Raw genomic sequence first — 15632 nt, 5'->3', positions numbered from 1 at the left:
CCAAGCCGGCTTTGCGGGTTTTTTGCGCCTCGCAACCGCGGGTCAGCGCGGTGGAGGCGGCGTAGCTCGCTCACGTTGGGCGCGGGCAAAGGCTTCCGAATCGCCGGCCACAGGGGCCTCGATCGCGGGACCGGCCTGCTTGAGCGCGGTCGCGGCGAAGGCATCGGTGCCCTGCAAGGTCCAGGTCTCGGGCGCCGTCGCGCGCTCCAGCGCCTCGCCGGCCGCGGCCAGCCGGCCGGCCTCGCGGCCATATTGGGGGGCGGGACGGATGTCCTTGGGCACGTTCGGGATGCTGGCGAAGGTCGGCTGCTTGCCGTTCTCGCGGCTCAGCTTCGCTACCTCCGGCGCCACCGGCGAGGCCGGATCGATCTTGGCGTCCTTGAACGGATTGCCGATGCAGCCGCCCAGCGTCGCGCAGGCTGCGGCCAGCACAACACCTCTGGCTGTATTGGCGAAGATCGGAAAAAGCGGGCGCGGCGCGTTCATTTGCGCCAAGGTCTTATGCGATGATCGTTGACGGCGAAAGAGCGCGACGCAGATCGACGCCGTTCCGGAGGACAGCATGAGCGAGCAAACCGCGGGCCCGCCCAAAGTAAAATCCAAGAAGGCGGCGGCCAAGGGCGGCAAGCGAGCCGCGAAGGAGCCCAAGACCTTCCAGGCGGAGGCTGCGCCCGCGCCGGCGCCCTCCCCGGCAGCATCGGCGCCGCCGCCGAGGCCCCCGGCCTTCGACACCGCAGCGTTCTCGGCCGACCAGCGGGCGCAGATCGAGCAGCTCTCGATGAACCTGGCCCGCGCCGCGCTCACCGCCCAGGGGGCGATCGCCGAGATGGCGCTGCGCCAGGCCGACCGTCCCTCGGCCCTGTCGCCCGACCCGTTCCACGTGGCCCCGGCCCTCACCCAGGTGATGGGCCGCCTGGCCGCCCAGCCCGATCGGCTGATGCGGGCCCAGGCCGACCTGTTCTCGCGCTACCTGGACCTGTGGCAATCCACCGCGCGCCGGGCCGGCGGCGAAGCGCCCGATCCGGTCGTCAGTCCGGCAAAGGGCGACAAGCGATTCGCCGATCCGGACTGGTCCGACAATCCGGTCTTCGACGTGATCAAGCAGTCCTACCTGCTGACCTCGAACTGGCTGAACCGGCTGGTGTCGGACGTCGATGGCATCGACCCCCTGGAAAAACGCCGGGTCGAGTTCTTCATGAAGATGCTCACCGACGCCTTCTCGCCGTCGAACTTCCTGGCCTCCAACCCGGCGGCCCTGAAGGAAGTGATGGCGACCGGCGGCCAGAGCCTGGTCAAGGGCATGGAGAACTTCCAGGCCGACCTGAACCGCGGCGGCGGCACGCTGTCGATCGCCCAGACCGACTACGAGATGTTCAAGATCGGCGAGAACGTCGCCACCGCGCCAGGCAAGGTGGTGTTCCGCAACGAGATTATCGAGCTGCTGCAGTTCTCGCCCACGACCGAGCAGGTCTACGAAATCCCGCTGCTGATCTTCCCGCCCTGGATCAACAAGTTCTACATCCTGGACCTGCGGCCCGAGAACTCGATGATCCGCTGGCTGGCCAGTCAGGGCATCACGGTGTTCGTGGCCTCCTGGGTCAACCCCGACGCCGCGCTGGCAACCAAGACCTTCGAAGACTACATGCGCCAGGGCATCTACGAGGGCGTCGCCGCCGCCAGGACCCAGGCCGGCGTCGAACAGGTGAACACGGTCGGCTACTGCATCGGCGGCACCCTGCTCTCGGCGACCCTGGCCCACATGGCGGCCAAGGGGGATGCGTCCATCGCCTCGGCCACCTTCTTCGCCGCCCAGCAGGATTTCTCCGAGGCCGGCGACCTGCTGATCTTTACCAACGAGGACTGGCTGAACGACCTGGAGAAGAAGATGGACGCCGGCGGCGGCGTGCTCTCCGGCCAGACCATGGCCGACACCTTCAACGCACTGCGCGGCAACGACCTGATCTGGTCGTTCTTCGTGAACAACTACCTGCTGGGCAAGGAGCCGAAGCCGTTCGACCTGCTGTTCTGGAACTCCGACCAGACGCGCATGCCCAAGACCCTGCACATGGACTACCTGCGCCGGTTCTACGGCCAGAACGCCATGGCCAAGGGGGAACTGGTGCTGGACGGGGTCACCATCGACCTCGGCAAGGTCAAGGTCCCGGTCTACGTCCAGTCCTCCAAGGAAGACCACATCGCGCCGGCGCGCTCAGTCTACAAGGGCTCCAGGCTGTTCGGCGGGCCGGTCACCTTCACCATGGCCGGGTCCGGCCACATCGCCGGGGTGATCAACGCCCCGGCCGCCAACAAGTATCAGCACTGGACCAACGCCGCCCTGCCCGCCTCCCTTGAGGAATGGCAGGCCGGCGCCGTCGAGGCGCCCGGCTCCTGGTGGCCCCACTGGGCGGCCTGGCTGAAGGAACGGTCGGGCAAACTGATCGCCGCCCGCGATCCTGCGAAGGGCCCGCTGAAGCCGCTTGGCGACGCCCCGGGGACCTATGTGAAGGTGAAGAGCTAGGCCTTTGGCAAGCCCGGTCATGGCGTGCGACATACCGGTGGCCAGCCTCCTGGACCGCCGCACGATCGACAGCGCCTATTCCGCGACTCCTACCGCGCGCCGTTGAACCGTGCGGAGCTGGGGATCGTGGAGATCTATGCCGCGCTGTTCGGCCACGCGCCGCTCTACGTGAAGGTGTTGCTGGTCATCCGCAATTGGCTCGCCGGACTCGCGGGCCTCGATGTGCCGACGATCGACGACATCATGCATGTCAGGATCGAGGGGACCTATCGGGCCGGCGACCGGATCGGTCCCTGGCCGGTCTACGCCTGCACCGACCACGAGATCGTCGCCGGGCGCGACAACCGGCATCTGGATTTCCGGCTCTCGGTTCTGCGCGAGGCGAGCCCTGGACCCGACCGGGTGACCGTCTCCACCATCTGCACGGTCCATAACCTGGCCGGGAAGATCTATCTGTTCTTCGTCGTTCCGTTCCACAGGTTCGGGGTCAAGCGGCTGATCGCCAACGCGGTCGCCGCCCACCGGATCTAAGCGCCAACCGGACCGGGGGCAGTGTGAAGGTGGAGAGCTGATCGCTCCTCCCCCGAAGGGAACACTTCGGGCGAGGTGGCGGCGGAGCCGACGGGGGGACGCGAGGCCTCAGGCTCAGACCTGGCGGCCTTGCGCCCCCTCCGTCTCATCGCTTCGCGCTGACCGCGCCTGCGCGCTGCGGGTTACTAACGTTTAATGCCAGCTACCTTGCACCACTCACTACCTTGCGGTACCTCATGGGAACGCAAGGAGGCGCTGACGTGCCCGAGGCCATTGAGATCCAGCTGAAGAAAGGGGCGCTTGAACTGTGTGTTCTGGCCTTGCTCTCCCAGCACGACAGCTACGCCTACGAAATCGCCAGCCGCCTGGCCGATGCGATCGGCATGGGCGAAGGCACCATCTATCCGCTGATGCGCCGCCTCCAGTCGGACGGACTGGTCGAGACCTACCTGGTCGAGAGCAAGGAAGGCCCGCCGCGCAAATACTATCGGCTGAGCGAGGGCGGCCGGAAGAGCTTCATCTCGCAGCAGGCGGCCTGGAAATCGTTCTCCGGCGCCGTCGAAACCATTCTTGGAGGGGTGCAATGACACGCCAGGCTTTCATGGCCCGGCTGCGGGCGGGCCTGCGCGGCCTTCCCCCGCAATCCGTGGCCGACGTGGTGGCCGACTACGAGGCCCACTTCACCGACGGCATCGCCGCCGGACGCAGCGAGGAAGAGGTCGCCGCCGCCCTGGGCAGTCCCGACCGCCTGGCCCGCGAGATCCGCGCCGAGAGCACCATGACCCGCTGGCGCGACGAGCGCAGTCCGTCGTCCGCCGCCTCGGCCGTGTTCGCGGTGCTGGGCCTGGGCGCCCTCGACATCATGATCCTGCTGCCGATCCTGATCGCGGTCGCCAGCACGATCTTCGGCCTGGTGGTCGCCGTCATCATCGCCTTCTTCGCTGGCGCGTTCGTCTTCGCTGCCGGCCCGTTCATCGATCCGCCCGGGGGCCCGGTCACCGCCCTGCTGGCCGGCCTCGGCATAATGGCCGGCTCGGCGTCCGGCGCCGCGGTCCTGACGATGATCTCGATCGGCCTGATGAACGCGCTCGTCTGGTACGGGCGGCTGCACTACCGGCTGCTGAAGCCGGCCCTCGAATCCTGAAGCCTGGGGAGGCTCACGCCATGATCCGCGTCCTCGCAATGATCGCCGTCGCCGGCTTCGTGCTCTGCGTCGGCTCCCTGGCGGCGGCGGTCGCCGTCGGCGGCCCCGACGCCATCGCCCGCGGCGGCTGGAACCTCGTCGAAGGCTACGACGGCCCGTGGGTGTGGAGCGACCACCACCGCGACCGTGGCCGCCACGTCGCCTGGTCCGGGGCGCATGGGCCCGACACCACCCGCACCGTGGCCTGGAGCGGCGCGGAGGATCTGGACGTCGATCTGGCCGCCGACGTGCGCTACGTCCAGGCGCCCGGGGCCGGCACGGTCGTCCTCACCGGCCCGGCCGGAGCGCTGGAACATGTGGAGATCCATGGCGGCAGCATCCGCTACGACCACCGGTTCGGGCATCGCGAGTTCCCCAAACTGACCATCGTGGTGCGCGCGCCGAACATCACCGCCTTCGACCTCTCGGGCGTCAACCGCCTGCAGATCGAGGGCTACCACCAGGACAGCATCAGCCTGGACGTCTCCGGCGACAGCGAGGTGACGGCGGTCGGCGAGGTCGGCGAGATCAACCTCAACGTCTCCGGCAGCGGCGCGGTCGACCTTGGCAGGCTGAAGGCCAAGGGGGCGGACGTGGACGTCTCCGGCTCGGCGGACACCACCATCGCGCCAACCGAATGGGCCAAGCTCGACATTTCGGGCATGGGCGACGTGCGCCTGCTGACCCATCCGCCACGGCTGGAGACCGACATCTCCGGCAGCGGTCGGGTCCGGCAGGAGGACGGCAAGTCCGTCAGCCCCGCCCCGCCGCCGACCCCCGCGCCGCCCCGCGCGCCGGTTGCGAAGGGCGCGAAGACCTAAGGTCCGGGTTCAATGCTCACGACCGCTCATCCCCGCGAAGGCCGGGGCCCAGATGGAGGGGCTCAGATGTGGGCTCCAGGCGCGCTGATCCCGTCCAACCCGCCTCGCAGCCATCGGATCTGGGTCCCGGCCTTCGCCGGGATGAGCGGGTAGGGTTGCCCACAGCCTTGAATTTTCACAGGTCTGATCGAGCTTGGACCCTAAGCCGGCACGAACCTGATCGCGACGCCGTTGTTGCAGTAGCGCAGGCCGGTCGGCCGGGGGCCGTCGTCGAAGACGTGGCCCTGGTGGCCCAGGCACTGGGCGCAGTGGTACTCGTTGCGCGCGACGCCGATCTTGTAGTCGGCCTTGGAGGCCACCGCGCCCGGGATGGCGCGGAAGAAGCTGGGCCAGCCGGTGCCGCTCTCGAACTTGGTGTCGGACTTGAACAGCGGCAGGTCGCAACCCAGGCAGACAAACGTGCCCTTGCGGTGCTCGTTCAGCAGCGCGCTGGTGCCGGGCCGTTCGGTGTCCTCCTGGCGCAGGACCGCATAGCTGGGGCCCGGCAGCTTCTTGCGCCAGTCCGCATCGGTCAGCTTGCGGAACGGCGAGGCCGCGTAGGGGTCGGCGGCGGCCAGGGCCAAGCCGGGCGCGGTCACCGCGGCGGTGGCGGCGGCGACGGCGGAGGCCATCAGGAAGTGGCGGCGGTCGATCGACATGGTGCTCATGATCCCTAATACGTTCGTGAACGGCGAAAGGTTACATCCCGCCGGCGCGCCACGCATAGCGCACGTCCGGGGTCTTCTCCTCATTGCCCGCCCCGTCGGTGAATTCGACCGCCGCGAAGCCGCGGGCCTCGTAGAACCGGCGCGCGCGGTCGTTCTGCTGGAACGCCCAGAGCTGCTTGGGCCGGCCGTCGGCCAGGGCCTTGGCCAGCAGCGCCGGGCCAATCCCCTGTCCTTGCCGGTCGGGATGGACGTAGAGCTGGTTGATCCAGTCCTGCGTGAAGGCGACGCAGCCGGCGATCTCACCCTCGAGCTCGGCGACCCAGACCGTATTGCCCGGCAGCATACTGTCGCCGACGTAGGCGATGACCTCCGCCACCGTGTGCAGGTCCGGCAGGAACGGCAGCGACGTACGCATCGTGAGGTGATGCAGGGCGCCGATCGCCGCCGCGTCGTCGGACGTCGCCGGCCGCAGGATCACAGCCCGGCCGCCTCCGGAAGGCCCAACATCAGGTTGAGGTTCTGCACTGCCGCGCCCGACGCGCCCTTGCCCAGGTTGTCCAGCAGGGCGAGCAGCCGCGCCTGGGTCCCGTCGGCGTTGGGGAAGACGAACAGGCGCATGCGATTGGTGCCGTTCAGCGCCTCGGGATCCAGGGCCGCGGCATAGCCGCCGGCGCCGGCGCGGGTCCTCTGCAGCTCGGCGCAGTCCGCCCCGCTGGCCACCTCGACAAAGGCCTCACCGGCGTAGGCCGCGGCCAGGGCGGCCTGCAGGTCGCCCGGCGAGGGCGTGCCGGGCAGCGCCCACAGCTGCAGTGGCACCTCCACCAGCATGCCCTGGGCGTAACGGCCGACCGCCGGCGCGAACACCGGCGGGTGGGCCAGGCCGGCGTGGACCTGCATCTCCGGAAGGTGCTTGTGCGCCAGGTTGAAGCCATAGGCGCGGAAGGCGTCGTTCGTGCCGGCCGGCGTCGGCTGGCCCTCGAACTCGGCGATCAGCACCTTGCCGCCGCCGGAATAGCCCGAGATGGCGTTGACGCTCAGCGGGAAGTTGGCCGGGACCAGCCCGGCTTCCACCAGCGGCCGCACCAGGGCGATGAAGCCGGTCGGATAGCAGCCGGGGTTCGACACCCGCATGGCGTCGCGGATGGCGTCGCGCTGGGTCGGCGCCAGCTCGGCGAAACCGTAGGTCCAGTCCGGCGCTACCCGGTGGGCGGTCGAGGCGTCGACGATCCTGACGCGGTTGGAGGTGACCATCGCCACCGCCTCGCGCGCCGCCTCGTCCGGCAGGCACAGGACCACCGCGTCGACCCCGTTCAGCAACTCGGCGCGCGCATCGACATCCTTGCGCCGGGCCGGGTCGATGGACACCACCTCCAGGTCGGCGCGCTGCGCCAGCCGCTCGCGGATCTGCAGCCCCGTGGTGCCGGCCTCGCCGTCGATGAAGATGGTGTGGGTCATGGGCTATCCTAGTCAGCTCCTCTCCCTCTCTTCGCGCCGATGGCGCTTGGGGGGGAGGAAAAGAAAAGGGCGCTCCGGTTTCCCGAAGCGCCCCGATTCGCATACGCGAGGTTTCGCGCGCGATTAGCGCTTCGAGAACTGGAAGCTGCGTCGGGCCTTGGCCTTGCCGTACTTCTTGCGCTCGACCACGCGGCTGTCGCGGGTCAGGAAGCCGTGCGGCTTCAGGAGGGCGCGCAGGCCGGGCTCGTAATAGGTCAGCGCCTTGGACAGGCCGTGGCGCACCGCGCCGGCCTGGCCGGAGAGGCCGGAGCCCTCGACCGTGACGATGACGTCGAACTGGCCGAGACGATCGGTGACCTGCAGCGGCTGGGCGATCATCATCCGCAGCACGGGGCGGGCGAAATAGACCTCCTGGTCGCGGCCGTTGATGGTGATCACGCCCTTGCCGGGCTTGATCCAGACGCGGGCGACGGCGTTCTTGCGCTTGCCGGTGGCATAGGCGCGGCCCTGGGCGTCGACCTTGCGTTCGTGGACAACGGCCTCGGCCTGGGTGCCCATGCCCTTCAGGGCGTCGAAGCCGGTGGCGGCTTCGGTCGTGACAGCTTCACTCATCAGGCGCTCCGCACGTTCTTGGCGTTCAGGTCGGCGAACGCGATGGTCTCGGGGTTCTGCGCGGCGTGCGGATGCTCGGCGCTGGTGTAGATGCGCAGGTGGGTCATCTGCTTGCGGGCCAGCGGGCTTTCCTTGGGCAGCATGCGCTCGACGGCCTTTTCCAGCACCCGCTCGGGGTACTTGCCGGCGAGGATCTGCGCCGGGGTCCGCTGCTTGACGCCGCCCGGGTGGCCGGTGTGCCAGTAGTAGATCTCGTTGGTGGCCTTCTTGCCGGTGAACTTCACCTTCTGGGCGTTCACGACGACGACGAAGTCACCGCAATCGACGTGCGGGGTGTAGTCGGGCCGGTGTTTGCCGCGAAGACGCATGGCGATGAACGAAGCCAGGCGGCCGACCACGGCGTCCTGAGCGTCGATCACGATCCACTTCTTCGTGACCTCGGCGGGCTTCAGCGAAGCCGTAGTGCTCTTCAGCATGAGGGACGATCCAACAGAACGAAGGCGGGTGCGCTGGAGCGTTCCCGACGTGAGGCGGGGCTTATGCCGACTGCGGCTTTCGAAGTCAACATGGATGATACCCCCGCAGATGGACGAGGGTATTGAATTCACTAGGGAAAGTGAATACGGTACTATATTACCTCGCCTTTTCTTCGGCGAGGTACGCCGCGCTGAAGGTCTTCTTGGCCTCGGCGACCGGCTTGAGGGTCGGATAGAACTGCACGAAGGTCGTATCCACCGCGGCGTGCTGCTCGTGGCAGGCATTGCACTCCGAGGTCTGCGGCTGCTCGTGGCCCGGGCTCTCGCCGTTGAAACCGAAGAACGCCCAGCCGCTCTTGAACCGCTTGTCCTTCACATGGGCTTCGCGGCCCAGCACGGCGGTCTGGAACTGGCCCTTCTTGTTGATCGAGCCCCGCCCCTCGCCCTTGCGCACCTCCAGCATGAACACCGTGCCCTCGGGCCAGTGACCGGTCTGCAGGAAGCCGTCATAGGCGGCGCGGTCGACGAAGACGTTGTCGAACATGTGCATGTTCGCCATGCCGCCACCCTCGGTGTAGGCCATGTCCAGGCCCGTCGAGAGATAGACCCAGGTCCGGTAGTCCTTAGGGTACTCCAGCTTGCCGTCGGCGGTGAACACCGCGGCCGGTTTCGACGCCTGGGCGTGCGAGGTGGCGGCGGCGGCCAGCATGCCAGCCAGGGCGATGGCCCCGACGCCGAAGAGGATTGCTGTCTGCCTGATCATTCGTAGCCCCCGGGGTGCGTGTCTTGACCCTGGACTTGTCACGCCGATCGGGCGTGACCGCAATGACAGGGTTCCCACGATTTCGGCCGCGGGGTCAGGGCCGCCGCACCCGCCAGGCAAAGGCGATGGCCAGGGTGAAGACCCCCGCCGCCGTCAGCTGGTGGGCGATGCTGAGCGCCAGCGGGGCGTGGGCCATCAGAGTGACGACGCCCAGGCCGGCCTGGACCAGCACGGCGCCGGCCACGCCCGCCGCCAGCAGTTTCGACTCGCGGGCCAGCTCGCGCGACCGCCAGGCCGCCACGCCGAGCCCGACCGCGACCATGGTCAGCAGATAGGCCACCAGCCGGTGGTGCAGCTGCACCGCCCCCTGGCTGTGGGCCAACGTCCCCCAGAGCCCGCCTGTGGCGTAGTCGCCCGGGATCAGCCGCCCGTTCATCAGCGGCCAGTCGTTGTAGACCAGCCCCGCGCGATTGCCGGCCACCAGGGCGCCCAGCAGGATCTGCAGATAAACCAACCCGACCAGGCCGGCGGCGCGGCGGCCCCAGGGGCTGGCCAGGGTCTGGCGCGCGGCGCCGGCCCAGGCGTCGAAAGCGGTCCAGATCAGCATCCCCAAGAGGGCGAAGGCCAGGCCCAGGTGAACCATCAGCCGCTCCGGCGCCACCGAGATCCGCCCGGTCAGCCCGCTGGCCACCATCCACCAGCCGACCACGCCCTGCATCGCGCCCAGGACGAAGATCCCGCCCAGCCGCAGAAACAGCCGGCGCGGCAGGTCGCGGCGGATCGCGAACACCACGAACGGCGCGAAGAACACCACGCCCAGCACCCGGCCCAGCAGCCGGTGCGACCACTCCCACCAGTAGATGATCTTGAAGTCGTGGAGGCTCATGCCGGCGTTGAGCTGGGCGTACTGCGGGATCTGCCGGTAGCGCGCGAATTCGGCCTGCCAGTCGGCCGGGCTAAGCGGCGGGATCGCGCCGGTCACCGGCTTCCACTCGGTGATTGACAAGCCGGAGTCGGTCAGCCGCGTGGCGCCGCCGACGATCACCATTCCCAGCACCAGGGCCGCCACCACAAACAGCCAGATCGCCACAGCCTTGGAACGGTCGGAACGCAGGAACGAGGTCATGGGCTGACGTGGACGCGCATCGCGGCTGAAAGTTGGCCGGCTATCTAGCGGGGTTCCGCGCCGCCGCCCAGCCCGCTATGAGGCCCCATGTCCCCGCGCCTGCGCAAATTCATCGGCCTGTTCGCCATCCTGGGTTTCTGCACGGCCTATGTGGTGGTCGTCGTGACCCTGGGCGCCCACCTCCCCGACCACTGGGCGGCCCGCCTGGTCTACTACGCCGTGGCCGGAACCCTCTGGGGCGTGCCGCTGTTCCCGCTGATCCGGTGGATGAACGAGGAGCGTTAGGATCTTACCTCCCCTGCGAAGCGGCGGGAGGTAAGGCTCCGAACTTTCCCGTTGCCCTCATTCACCCATCCGCTAGAAGACGCGCCTCGCCGCCTGGCCCTTCGGAGCGTGGCGCAGCTTGGTAGCGCACTTGACTGGGGGTCAAGGGGTCGCAGGTTCAAATCCTGTCGCTCCGACCAGCGGCCGGCGGCGAGAATTCTTCAGCGCCAAAGCAGGACGCACCTCCTCTCCCCCGCGAAGCGAGAGGGAGAGGGTGGGGAGAGGGCCGGCGTGTGAGAGCGTGATCCGCCGATGGTTCCGCGATGATCCACGAGCGTCGCCGTCTTTGGCCCTTGGATCACCAACGGGAGAGGCGGATGGGCCCAGCCGACCCTCTCCCCACCCTCTCCCTCTCGTCTTCGCCGGGGGAGAGGAGGCCTCAGCCCTTCAGCAGCCTATCCAGGCGCGACTTTGCCGTCTCGAGGTCGCGCAGCGCCTCCAGCAGGCCGGACCTGTCGCCCGTCGGCTGAGGCGCCGGCGCGGCGACCGCGGCCGTCGCGCCCTCCCCGGCCGCCACCAGCCGCTTCACGCCCTGCTCGCGGTGCAGCCTCTGGACGCCCTTGATGGTGTAGCCCTCGTCGTGCAGCAGGCGACGCACGCCGGCCAGCACCACGATATCGGCGGGGCGGTAGAAACGCCGGCCCCCGGCCCGCTTCATCGGCTTGATGAAGCTGAACTTGGTCTCCCAAAAGCGGAGCACATGTTGGGGTACGTGAAGTTCGTCCGCGGCTTCGGATATGGTTCGGAAGGCTTCAGGGCCCTTGGCCACGGCCTTAGCGGGTCCTCACCGCAGCAGTGCGCGGTCGACTCGCGCTTTCATCACCTGGCTGGCACGGAAGCCGATCACCCGGCGCGGGTCGATGGCGGCCGGCTCGCCGGTCTTGGGATTACGGCCCATGCGGGCGCGCTTGGCGCGGACCTGGAAGACGCCGAACCCCGACAGCTTGACCTGTTCGCCGCGCTCCAGCGCCTGGCACATCAGCTCCAGCACGCGCTCGACCAGCTCGGAACAATCCTGACGCGTCAGCCCAACCTGTTCGTGGACCGCCTCGCAGAGGTCCGCCCGCGTCACCGTTGCCCCCTTCATCGCCGCTCGCGCCCCTGCCCCGACGTCGTTCATAAGCCTTGATTGTCCTATTGGCACAAAGACTTCAAGTCACGCTTTACAGCTAAAACCCCCGCAGCCTGTCAAAGGCGCAGAACGCACGCGCCCCAGGTCAGGCCGCCGCCCATCGCTTCCATCAGCAGAAGCTGGCCCGGCTTGATGCGACCGTCCTTCACGCCCTGATCCAGCGCAAGGGGAATCGAGGCGGCCGAGGTGTTGGCATGCTCGGCCACGGTGGAGATCACCTTGCTCTGATCGATGCCCAGCCGTCGGGCCACGCCTTCCAGGATCCGCTGATTGGCCTGGTGGGGGATGAACCAGTCGACGCTGGAGACCGCGATGCCCGCATCGGCCGCCGCGGCGGTCACCGCCTCGGAGATGTTGACCACGGCATGGCGGAACACCTGGTTGCCCTGCATGCGCAGATAGCCGGTCTGGCGGTTGGTGGAGACGCCGCCGTCGACGTAGAGCAGCTCCTGCTTGGTGCCGTCAGCGCGCAGCGCGAAGCCCAGCAGGCCGCGGTCGGCGATCGTCCCCTCGCCTTCCTGCGGCTCCAGCACGACGGCGCCGGCCCCGTCGCCGAACAGCACGCAGGTGCCGCGGTCGGTCCAGTCCATCAGCCGGGTCATGCACTCGGCCCCGATCACCAGGGCGCATTTGGAGCGGTTGCGGGCGGTGAACCCGTCGGCCACCGACAGGGCGTAGACGAAGCCCGAGCACACCGCCTGGACGTCGAAGGCGATGCCGATGGGGCAGCCCAGCTTGCGCTGGACGATGGTCGCCACCGCCGGGAAAGTCAGGTCCGGGGTGGTGGTGCCGACGATGATCAGGTCGACGTCGGCCGGCGTGCGGCCCGCGGCCTGCAGCGCGCGGCGGGCGGCCTCGACGGCCAGGTCCGAGACCGGCGTGCCGTCATCGGCCTGGCGGCGCTGGCGAATACCGGTGCGTTCGCGAATCCATTCGTCGGAGGTGTCGACGCGGGTCGAGAGCTCCTCGTTGGTGACGATGCGCTCGGGCAGGAAGCCGCCGACCCCGGTGACGACGCTACGCAGGACCTTGGACAATTCAGGCGGCTCCATCGGCGGACGCAGGCGCCGTGGGGGCAAGTGCCGCGGGCAGCCGCCTCATATTCCGTTCGATCTCCGAGGCAAACCCGCTTTGCGCCAGATCGGCCGCCGCACGCAGCGCCTTGGCGAAATCCCGCGCATCGGCGCTGCCGTGGCATTTCAGGACCAGGCCGTTCAAGCCCAGCAGGGGAGCGGCGGGCAGCGGGCTTATCTTGTCGCGGAAGCGCAGCAGCGACGGGCGGGCCAGCAGCGCGCCCAGGCTGGTGACCATGCCGCTGGTCAGCGCCGCGCGCAGTTCGTCGTACATGAACCGCGCCGCACCCTCCATGGCCTTCAGGGAGACGTTGCCGGTGAAGCCGTCGGTGACCACCACCTCGACCGTCCCCTTGGTGATGTCGTCGCCCTCGACGAAGCCCTTGTAGGCCAGGTCGATCTTGCCCTCGCGCAGGATGCGGTGCGCCTCGCGCACCTCCTCGTGGCCCTTCATCTCCTCGGAGCCGACGTTCAGCAGGCCCACGGTCGGCCTGGCCACCCCGTGGGCGGCGCGGTGATAGGCCTCGCCCATGATCGCGAACTCCACCAGCCGGGCGGCGTCGCAGTCCACGTTGGCGCCGACGTCCAGGAAGGTGGTCATGCCGTTGGCGTGCGGGATGCTGGCCACCAGGGCCGGCCGCTCCAGGTCGGCGCTCATCCGCAGGATCAGCTTGGAGATCGCCATCAGGGCGCCGGTGTTGCCGGCGGAGATGGCCGCGTTGGCCTGGCCCTCGCGGATCGCCTCGACGGCGTTCCACATGGAGGTGCCCTTGCCGCGGCGCATGGCCTGGGCCGGCTTTTCATCCATGGCGATGACCCGGTCGGTGTGGCGCACCTCGGAACGGGCGGCGAGCTCCTTGTGGCGGGCCAGCTCGGCGCGGATCTGTGCCTCGTCGCCGTGCAGCAGCAGGCGCGCGTCCGGTAACTCGGCCAAGGCCTTGGCGCAGGCCGGAATCACGACGGATGGGCCGTGGTCTCCGCCCATGGCGTCGATGGAAATCACCAGGGGATGGGTCAAGTCGGCGCTTTCGTCCCTCGGCGGCGGCCGGATTCGGCGGACCATAGCCCGCCGGCTCCCGGACTGGAAACTAAGCCTTCGGTTCGGTGAGCTTCTTGAGCGCGGCGAAGGGCGAGGTCTCGACCTCAGGGGGCTGGTACTCGAATTCCACGCCCGGCTTTCGCGGGAACGGGTCGAGCTCCAGGGCCAGGTGCTCGACCACATAGGCCGCCAGGTCGACGGCGTCCGAGGCCAGCACGTCCGGCGCGTCCGGCGCATCGGGGTCCAGCTCCAGCTCGCCGCCTTCCGCCGCCGCCGCATGCGGACTGCCGGCCGGCACGGCGTGGACCTCGATCTGGCCCTCGATCTCCTGCTCGAAGGGGTCGAGGGAGATGCCGCAGACCTGCTCCACCACGGCCCGGAATCGCCCGGTCACCTCGACGCCGTCCAGCCAGGCTTTCACCGTGAGGTCGGCCTTGAGCACGGAGAGGCTCTCCAGGCCGAGCGTCTTCGCCACGACCGCCCGCGCCAACTCGTCCGGCTCCAGGCGCACCTGCAGCACGCCACGGCCGAGCTCGTGCAGCTTCAGGGGTTTGTCCCAGCTCAAGCCGGCCGCCACGCCACGTCGCCGGCGCAGACCTGCTCGAGCGGCCGCGCGGCCAGCGCCCCGCGCTGGGCCACGACATACGCCGCCAGGGCCGCCGCCTGGTCCGTCTCGACGCCGGCATAGACCGTGCGCGCCAGCAGCGCCTCCAGCAGGCCGGCGTCCGGCAACGCGGCCAGGGCCTTCTCGTACGACTGGATGCGGCCATAGAAGGCCTCGCCCAGCTTGCGCATCCGCTTGCCGACCGTGAGATCGCCGACCCCCAGTTCGCGCAGGGCGTCGTCGAGGGCGGCGATGTAGGCGTCGAACAGCGCCTGGGCGACCTCGCCCGCCTGTTCGCCCTGTTCCTTCAGCCGCTCCAGCAGCAAGTAGACGTGGAGGCTGTAGATCTCGAACCGGCCCTCGGCGGTATCCGGGACCCCGAGCCCGGCATAGAGCCCCGGACTGCGGGCCTGGGTCACCGTCGACGCGTAGAGCGCCCGCCCGGCGGTCTGCGCGGGTCTCGGCTTGAACAGGCGGTTGAGCATGGGCTGGCCTCGATTTCGCCAGAAGACGTGACTAAAGGCGGCATTGAACTAAGGGGCGGCCGGCGATAGGTCAAAGCCTCTTGCCGCCTGGCAGCCAGAAACGGGTCCGATGTTCAGACGCTCAACCTTCGCCGCCCTCGCCATCGCCACCATCGGCCTCGGTGCACTCGGCGCCTGCACGCCGATCACCAGCTACTCCGGCTTCCAGGCGATCGACAGCGATCCGAAGGACGTGAAGATCGGCACGGACACCAAGTCCACGGTCCGCGCCCGGCTGGGCTCGCCCTCGGTCCAGTCGACCTTCGACCCGAACGTCTGGTTCTACGTGAACCAGATCAAGCAGCGGGTGGCCTTCCGCAAGCCGACGGTGGTCAACCGCAACGTCACCGCCATCGTCTTCAACAAGGACAGCGAGCTGGTGGAGACGGTGAACGTCTACACCCTGAAGGACGGCAAGGTGATTGCCTACAACACCCACGAGACCCCGACCCGTGGCCGCGAGATGACCGTCTTGGAACAACTGCTGGGCAGCGTCGGCCGCGGCGGCCTGCTGCCGCAGGACGACCAAGGGGTCCCCGGCAACCGGCCCGGCGATCGGCGGTAGAAAGAAGCATCCCACCTCTTTAGGGGAGGGCCGACTCGCCGCAGGCGAGCGGGGTGGGGGTCTCGGGTTCAAGCGCTGAGCTTAATCGTCGGTCCCCCACCCGTCTCGCGCCTGCGGCGCGATCCACCCTCCCCTGAAGAGGAGGGATGACCCCACAAGAAACGCCCCGGAGATCGCTC

The 15632-nt window shown here is 68.8% G+C and carries 21 protein-coding genes and 1 tRNA gene; 8 read left to right on the top strand and 14 right to left on the bottom strand.

All coding sequences use genetic code 11. The features are described from left to right. Positions 1 to 42: 42 nt before the first annotated feature. Positions 43 to 564, bottom strand: coding sequence for a hypothetical protein (locus Q0R13_RS14115; protein ID WP_293904978.1), 522 nt, complete (start codon positions 562 to 564; stop codon positions 43 to 45). Here Q0R13_RS14115 and phaC point away from each other — a divergent pair. The 5 genes from phaC (at position 563) to Q0R13_RS14090 (ending at position 5053) form a co-directional block, all read left to right on the top strand. Continuing rightward, positions 563 to 2518: a class I poly(R)-hydroxyalkanoic acid synthase gene (phaC, locus tag Q0R13_RS14110; protein ID WP_293904976.1), complete on the top strand. Its 1956-nt coding sequence runs from the start codon at positions 563 to 565 to the stop codon at positions 2516 to 2518. The genes Q0R13_RS14115 and phaC overlap by 2 nt on opposite strands. A gap of 24 nt (positions 2519 to 2542) precedes the next feature. After that, the gene (locus tag Q0R13_RS14105) at positions 2543 to 3049 is read left to right on the top strand and encodes a DUF2867 domain-containing protein (protein WP_293904974.1); all 507 of its coding nucleotides are present in this window, start codon (positions 2543 to 2545) and stop codon (positions 3047 to 3049) included. A 260-nt stretch (positions 3050 to 3309) separates the two neighbouring features. Continuing rightward, positions 3310 to 3636, top strand: a complete 327-nt coding sequence (locus tag Q0R13_RS14100; RefSeq protein ID WP_293904972.1) for a PadR family transcriptional regulator — start codon at positions 3310 to 3312, stop codon at positions 3634 to 3636. After that, positions 3633 to 4193, top strand: coding sequence for a DUF1700 domain-containing protein (locus Q0R13_RS14095; RefSeq protein WP_293904970.1), 561 nt, complete (start codon positions 3633 to 3635; stop codon positions 4191 to 4193). The genes Q0R13_RS14100 and Q0R13_RS14095 overlap by 4 nt, the downstream gene beginning before the upstream one ends. A gap of 20 nt (positions 4194 to 4213) precedes the next feature. Continuing rightward, positions 4214 to 5053, top strand: a complete 840-nt coding sequence (locus tag Q0R13_RS14090) for a DUF2807 domain-containing protein (protein WP_293904968.1) — start codon at positions 4214 to 4216, stop codon at positions 5051 to 5053. A 200-nt stretch (positions 5054 to 5253) separates the two neighbouring features. Here the strand turns inward: Q0R13_RS14090 and msrB are convergent, their stop codons facing one another. The 7 genes from msrB to Q0R13_RS14055 form a co-directional block, all read right to left on the bottom strand. Next, complete coding sequence (msrB, locus tag Q0R13_RS14085; protein WP_293904966.1) at positions 5254 to 5760, bottom strand: peptide-methionine (R)-S-oxide reductase MsrB; 507 nt, start codon at positions 5758 to 5760, stop codon at positions 5254 to 5256. Between the two features lie 31 nt (positions 5761 to 5791). Then, on the bottom strand, positions 5792 to 6238 hold the full coding sequence (locus tag Q0R13_RS14080) for a GNAT family N-acetyltransferase (RefSeq protein ID WP_293904964.1): 447 nt from the start codon (positions 6236 to 6238) through the stop codon (positions 5792 to 5794). Next, entirely contained in the window at positions 6235 to 7215 is a 981-nt protein-coding gene (argC, locus tag Q0R13_RS14075) for an N-acetyl-gamma-glutamyl-phosphate reductase (RefSeq protein ID WP_293904962.1), read from the bottom strand. The genes Q0R13_RS14080 and argC overlap by 4 nt, the downstream gene beginning before the upstream one ends. A 123-nt stretch (positions 7216 to 7338) precedes the next feature. Continuing rightward, on the bottom strand, positions 7339 to 7827 hold the full coding sequence (gene rpsI / locus Q0R13_RS14070) for a 30S ribosomal protein S9 (RefSeq protein ID WP_293904961.1): 489 nt from the start codon (positions 7825 to 7827) through the stop codon (positions 7339 to 7341). Next, positions 7827 to 8300, bottom strand: coding sequence for a 50S ribosomal protein L13 (gene rplM, locus Q0R13_RS14065; protein ID WP_293905006.1), 474 nt, complete (start codon positions 8298 to 8300; stop codon positions 7827 to 7829). Before rplM ends, rpsI begins: the two co-directional genes overlap by 1 nt. 160 nt (positions 8301 to 8460) lie before the next feature. Further along, positions 8461 to 9066, bottom strand: a complete 606-nt coding sequence (locus tag Q0R13_RS14060; protein ID WP_293904960.1) for a cytochrome P460 family protein — start codon at positions 9064 to 9066, stop codon at positions 8461 to 8463. 94 nt (positions 9067 to 9160) lie between these two features. Next, positions 9161 to 10192 carry a COX15/CtaA family protein gene (locus Q0R13_RS14055; protein ID WP_293904958.1) on the bottom strand — a complete coding sequence of 344 codons (1032 nt, stop codon included), beginning with the start codon at positions 10190 to 10192 and terminating at the stop codon, positions 9161 to 9163. 87 nt (positions 10193 to 10279) lie between these two features. On the opposite strand from Q0R13_RS14055, the gene Q0R13_RS14050 reads away from it, so the two are divergent. Both Q0R13_RS14050 and Q0R13_RS14045 read left to right on the top strand, forming a co-directional pair. Continuing rightward, positions 10280 to 10477, top strand: a complete 198-nt coding sequence (locus Q0R13_RS14050; RefSeq protein WP_293904956.1) for a DUF2842 domain-containing protein — start codon at positions 10280 to 10282, stop codon at positions 10475 to 10477. A 102-nt stretch (positions 10478 to 10579) separates the two neighbouring features. Continuing rightward, a tRNA-Pro gene (locus tag Q0R13_RS14045) sits at positions 10580 to 10656 on the top strand. A 239-nt stretch (positions 10657 to 10895) separates the two neighbouring features. On the opposite strand, the gene Q0R13_RS14040 is transcribed toward Q0R13_RS14045, so the two are convergent. The 6 genes from Q0R13_RS14040 to Q0R13_RS14015 form a co-directional block, all read right to left on the bottom strand. After that, positions 10896 to 11285: a MerR family transcriptional regulator gene (locus Q0R13_RS14040; RefSeq protein ID WP_293904954.1), complete on the bottom strand. Its 390-nt coding sequence runs from the start codon at positions 11283 to 11285 to the stop codon at positions 10896 to 10898. Positions 11286 to 11300: 15 nt separating this feature from the next. Further along, positions 11301 to 11603 carry an integration host factor subunit alpha gene (locus Q0R13_RS14035; RefSeq protein WP_293905004.1) on the bottom strand — a complete coding sequence of 101 codons (303 nt, stop codon included), beginning with the start codon at positions 11601 to 11603 and terminating at the stop codon, positions 11301 to 11303. 101 nt (positions 11604 to 11704) lie between these two features. Further along, positions 11705 to 12700, bottom strand: coding sequence for a beta-ketoacyl-ACP synthase III (locus tag Q0R13_RS14030; RefSeq protein WP_293904952.1), 996 nt, complete (start codon positions 12698 to 12700; stop codon positions 11705 to 11707). Next, entirely contained in the window at positions 12687 to 13739 is a 1053-nt protein-coding gene (gene plsX / locus Q0R13_RS14025) for a phosphate acyltransferase PlsX (protein WP_293904950.1), read from the bottom strand. Before plsX ends, Q0R13_RS14030 begins: the two co-directional genes overlap by 14 nt. Positions 13740 to 13809: 70 nt before the next feature. Continuing rightward, a complete protein-coding gene (locus tag Q0R13_RS14020; RefSeq protein ID WP_293904948.1) occupies positions 13810 to 14325 on the bottom strand; it encodes a DUF177 domain-containing protein in 516 nt (171 codons plus the stop codon). Further along, positions 14322 to 14849: a ubiquinol-cytochrome C chaperone family protein gene (locus tag Q0R13_RS14015; RefSeq protein WP_293904946.1), complete on the bottom strand. Its 528-nt coding sequence runs from the start codon at positions 14847 to 14849 to the stop codon at positions 14322 to 14324. Before Q0R13_RS14015 ends, Q0R13_RS14020 begins: the two co-directional genes overlap by 4 nt. 109 nt (positions 14850 to 14958) lie before the next feature. Between Q0R13_RS14015 and bamE the strand changes: the two genes are divergently transcribed. Next, the gene (gene bamE, locus Q0R13_RS14010) at positions 14959 to 15453 is read left to right on the top strand and encodes an outer membrane protein assembly factor BamE (RefSeq protein ID WP_293904944.1); all 495 of its coding nucleotides are present in this window, start codon (positions 14959 to 14961) and stop codon (positions 15451 to 15453) included. Positions 15454 to 15632: the final 179 nt, after the last annotated feature.

Source organism: Phenylobacterium sp. (genome assembly GCF_025351295.1).
Lineage (GTDB): Bacteria > Pseudomonadota > Alphaproteobacteria > Caulobacterales > Caulobacteraceae > Phenylobacterium.
This window is presented reverse-complemented; position numbering and strand designations above follow the sequence as displayed.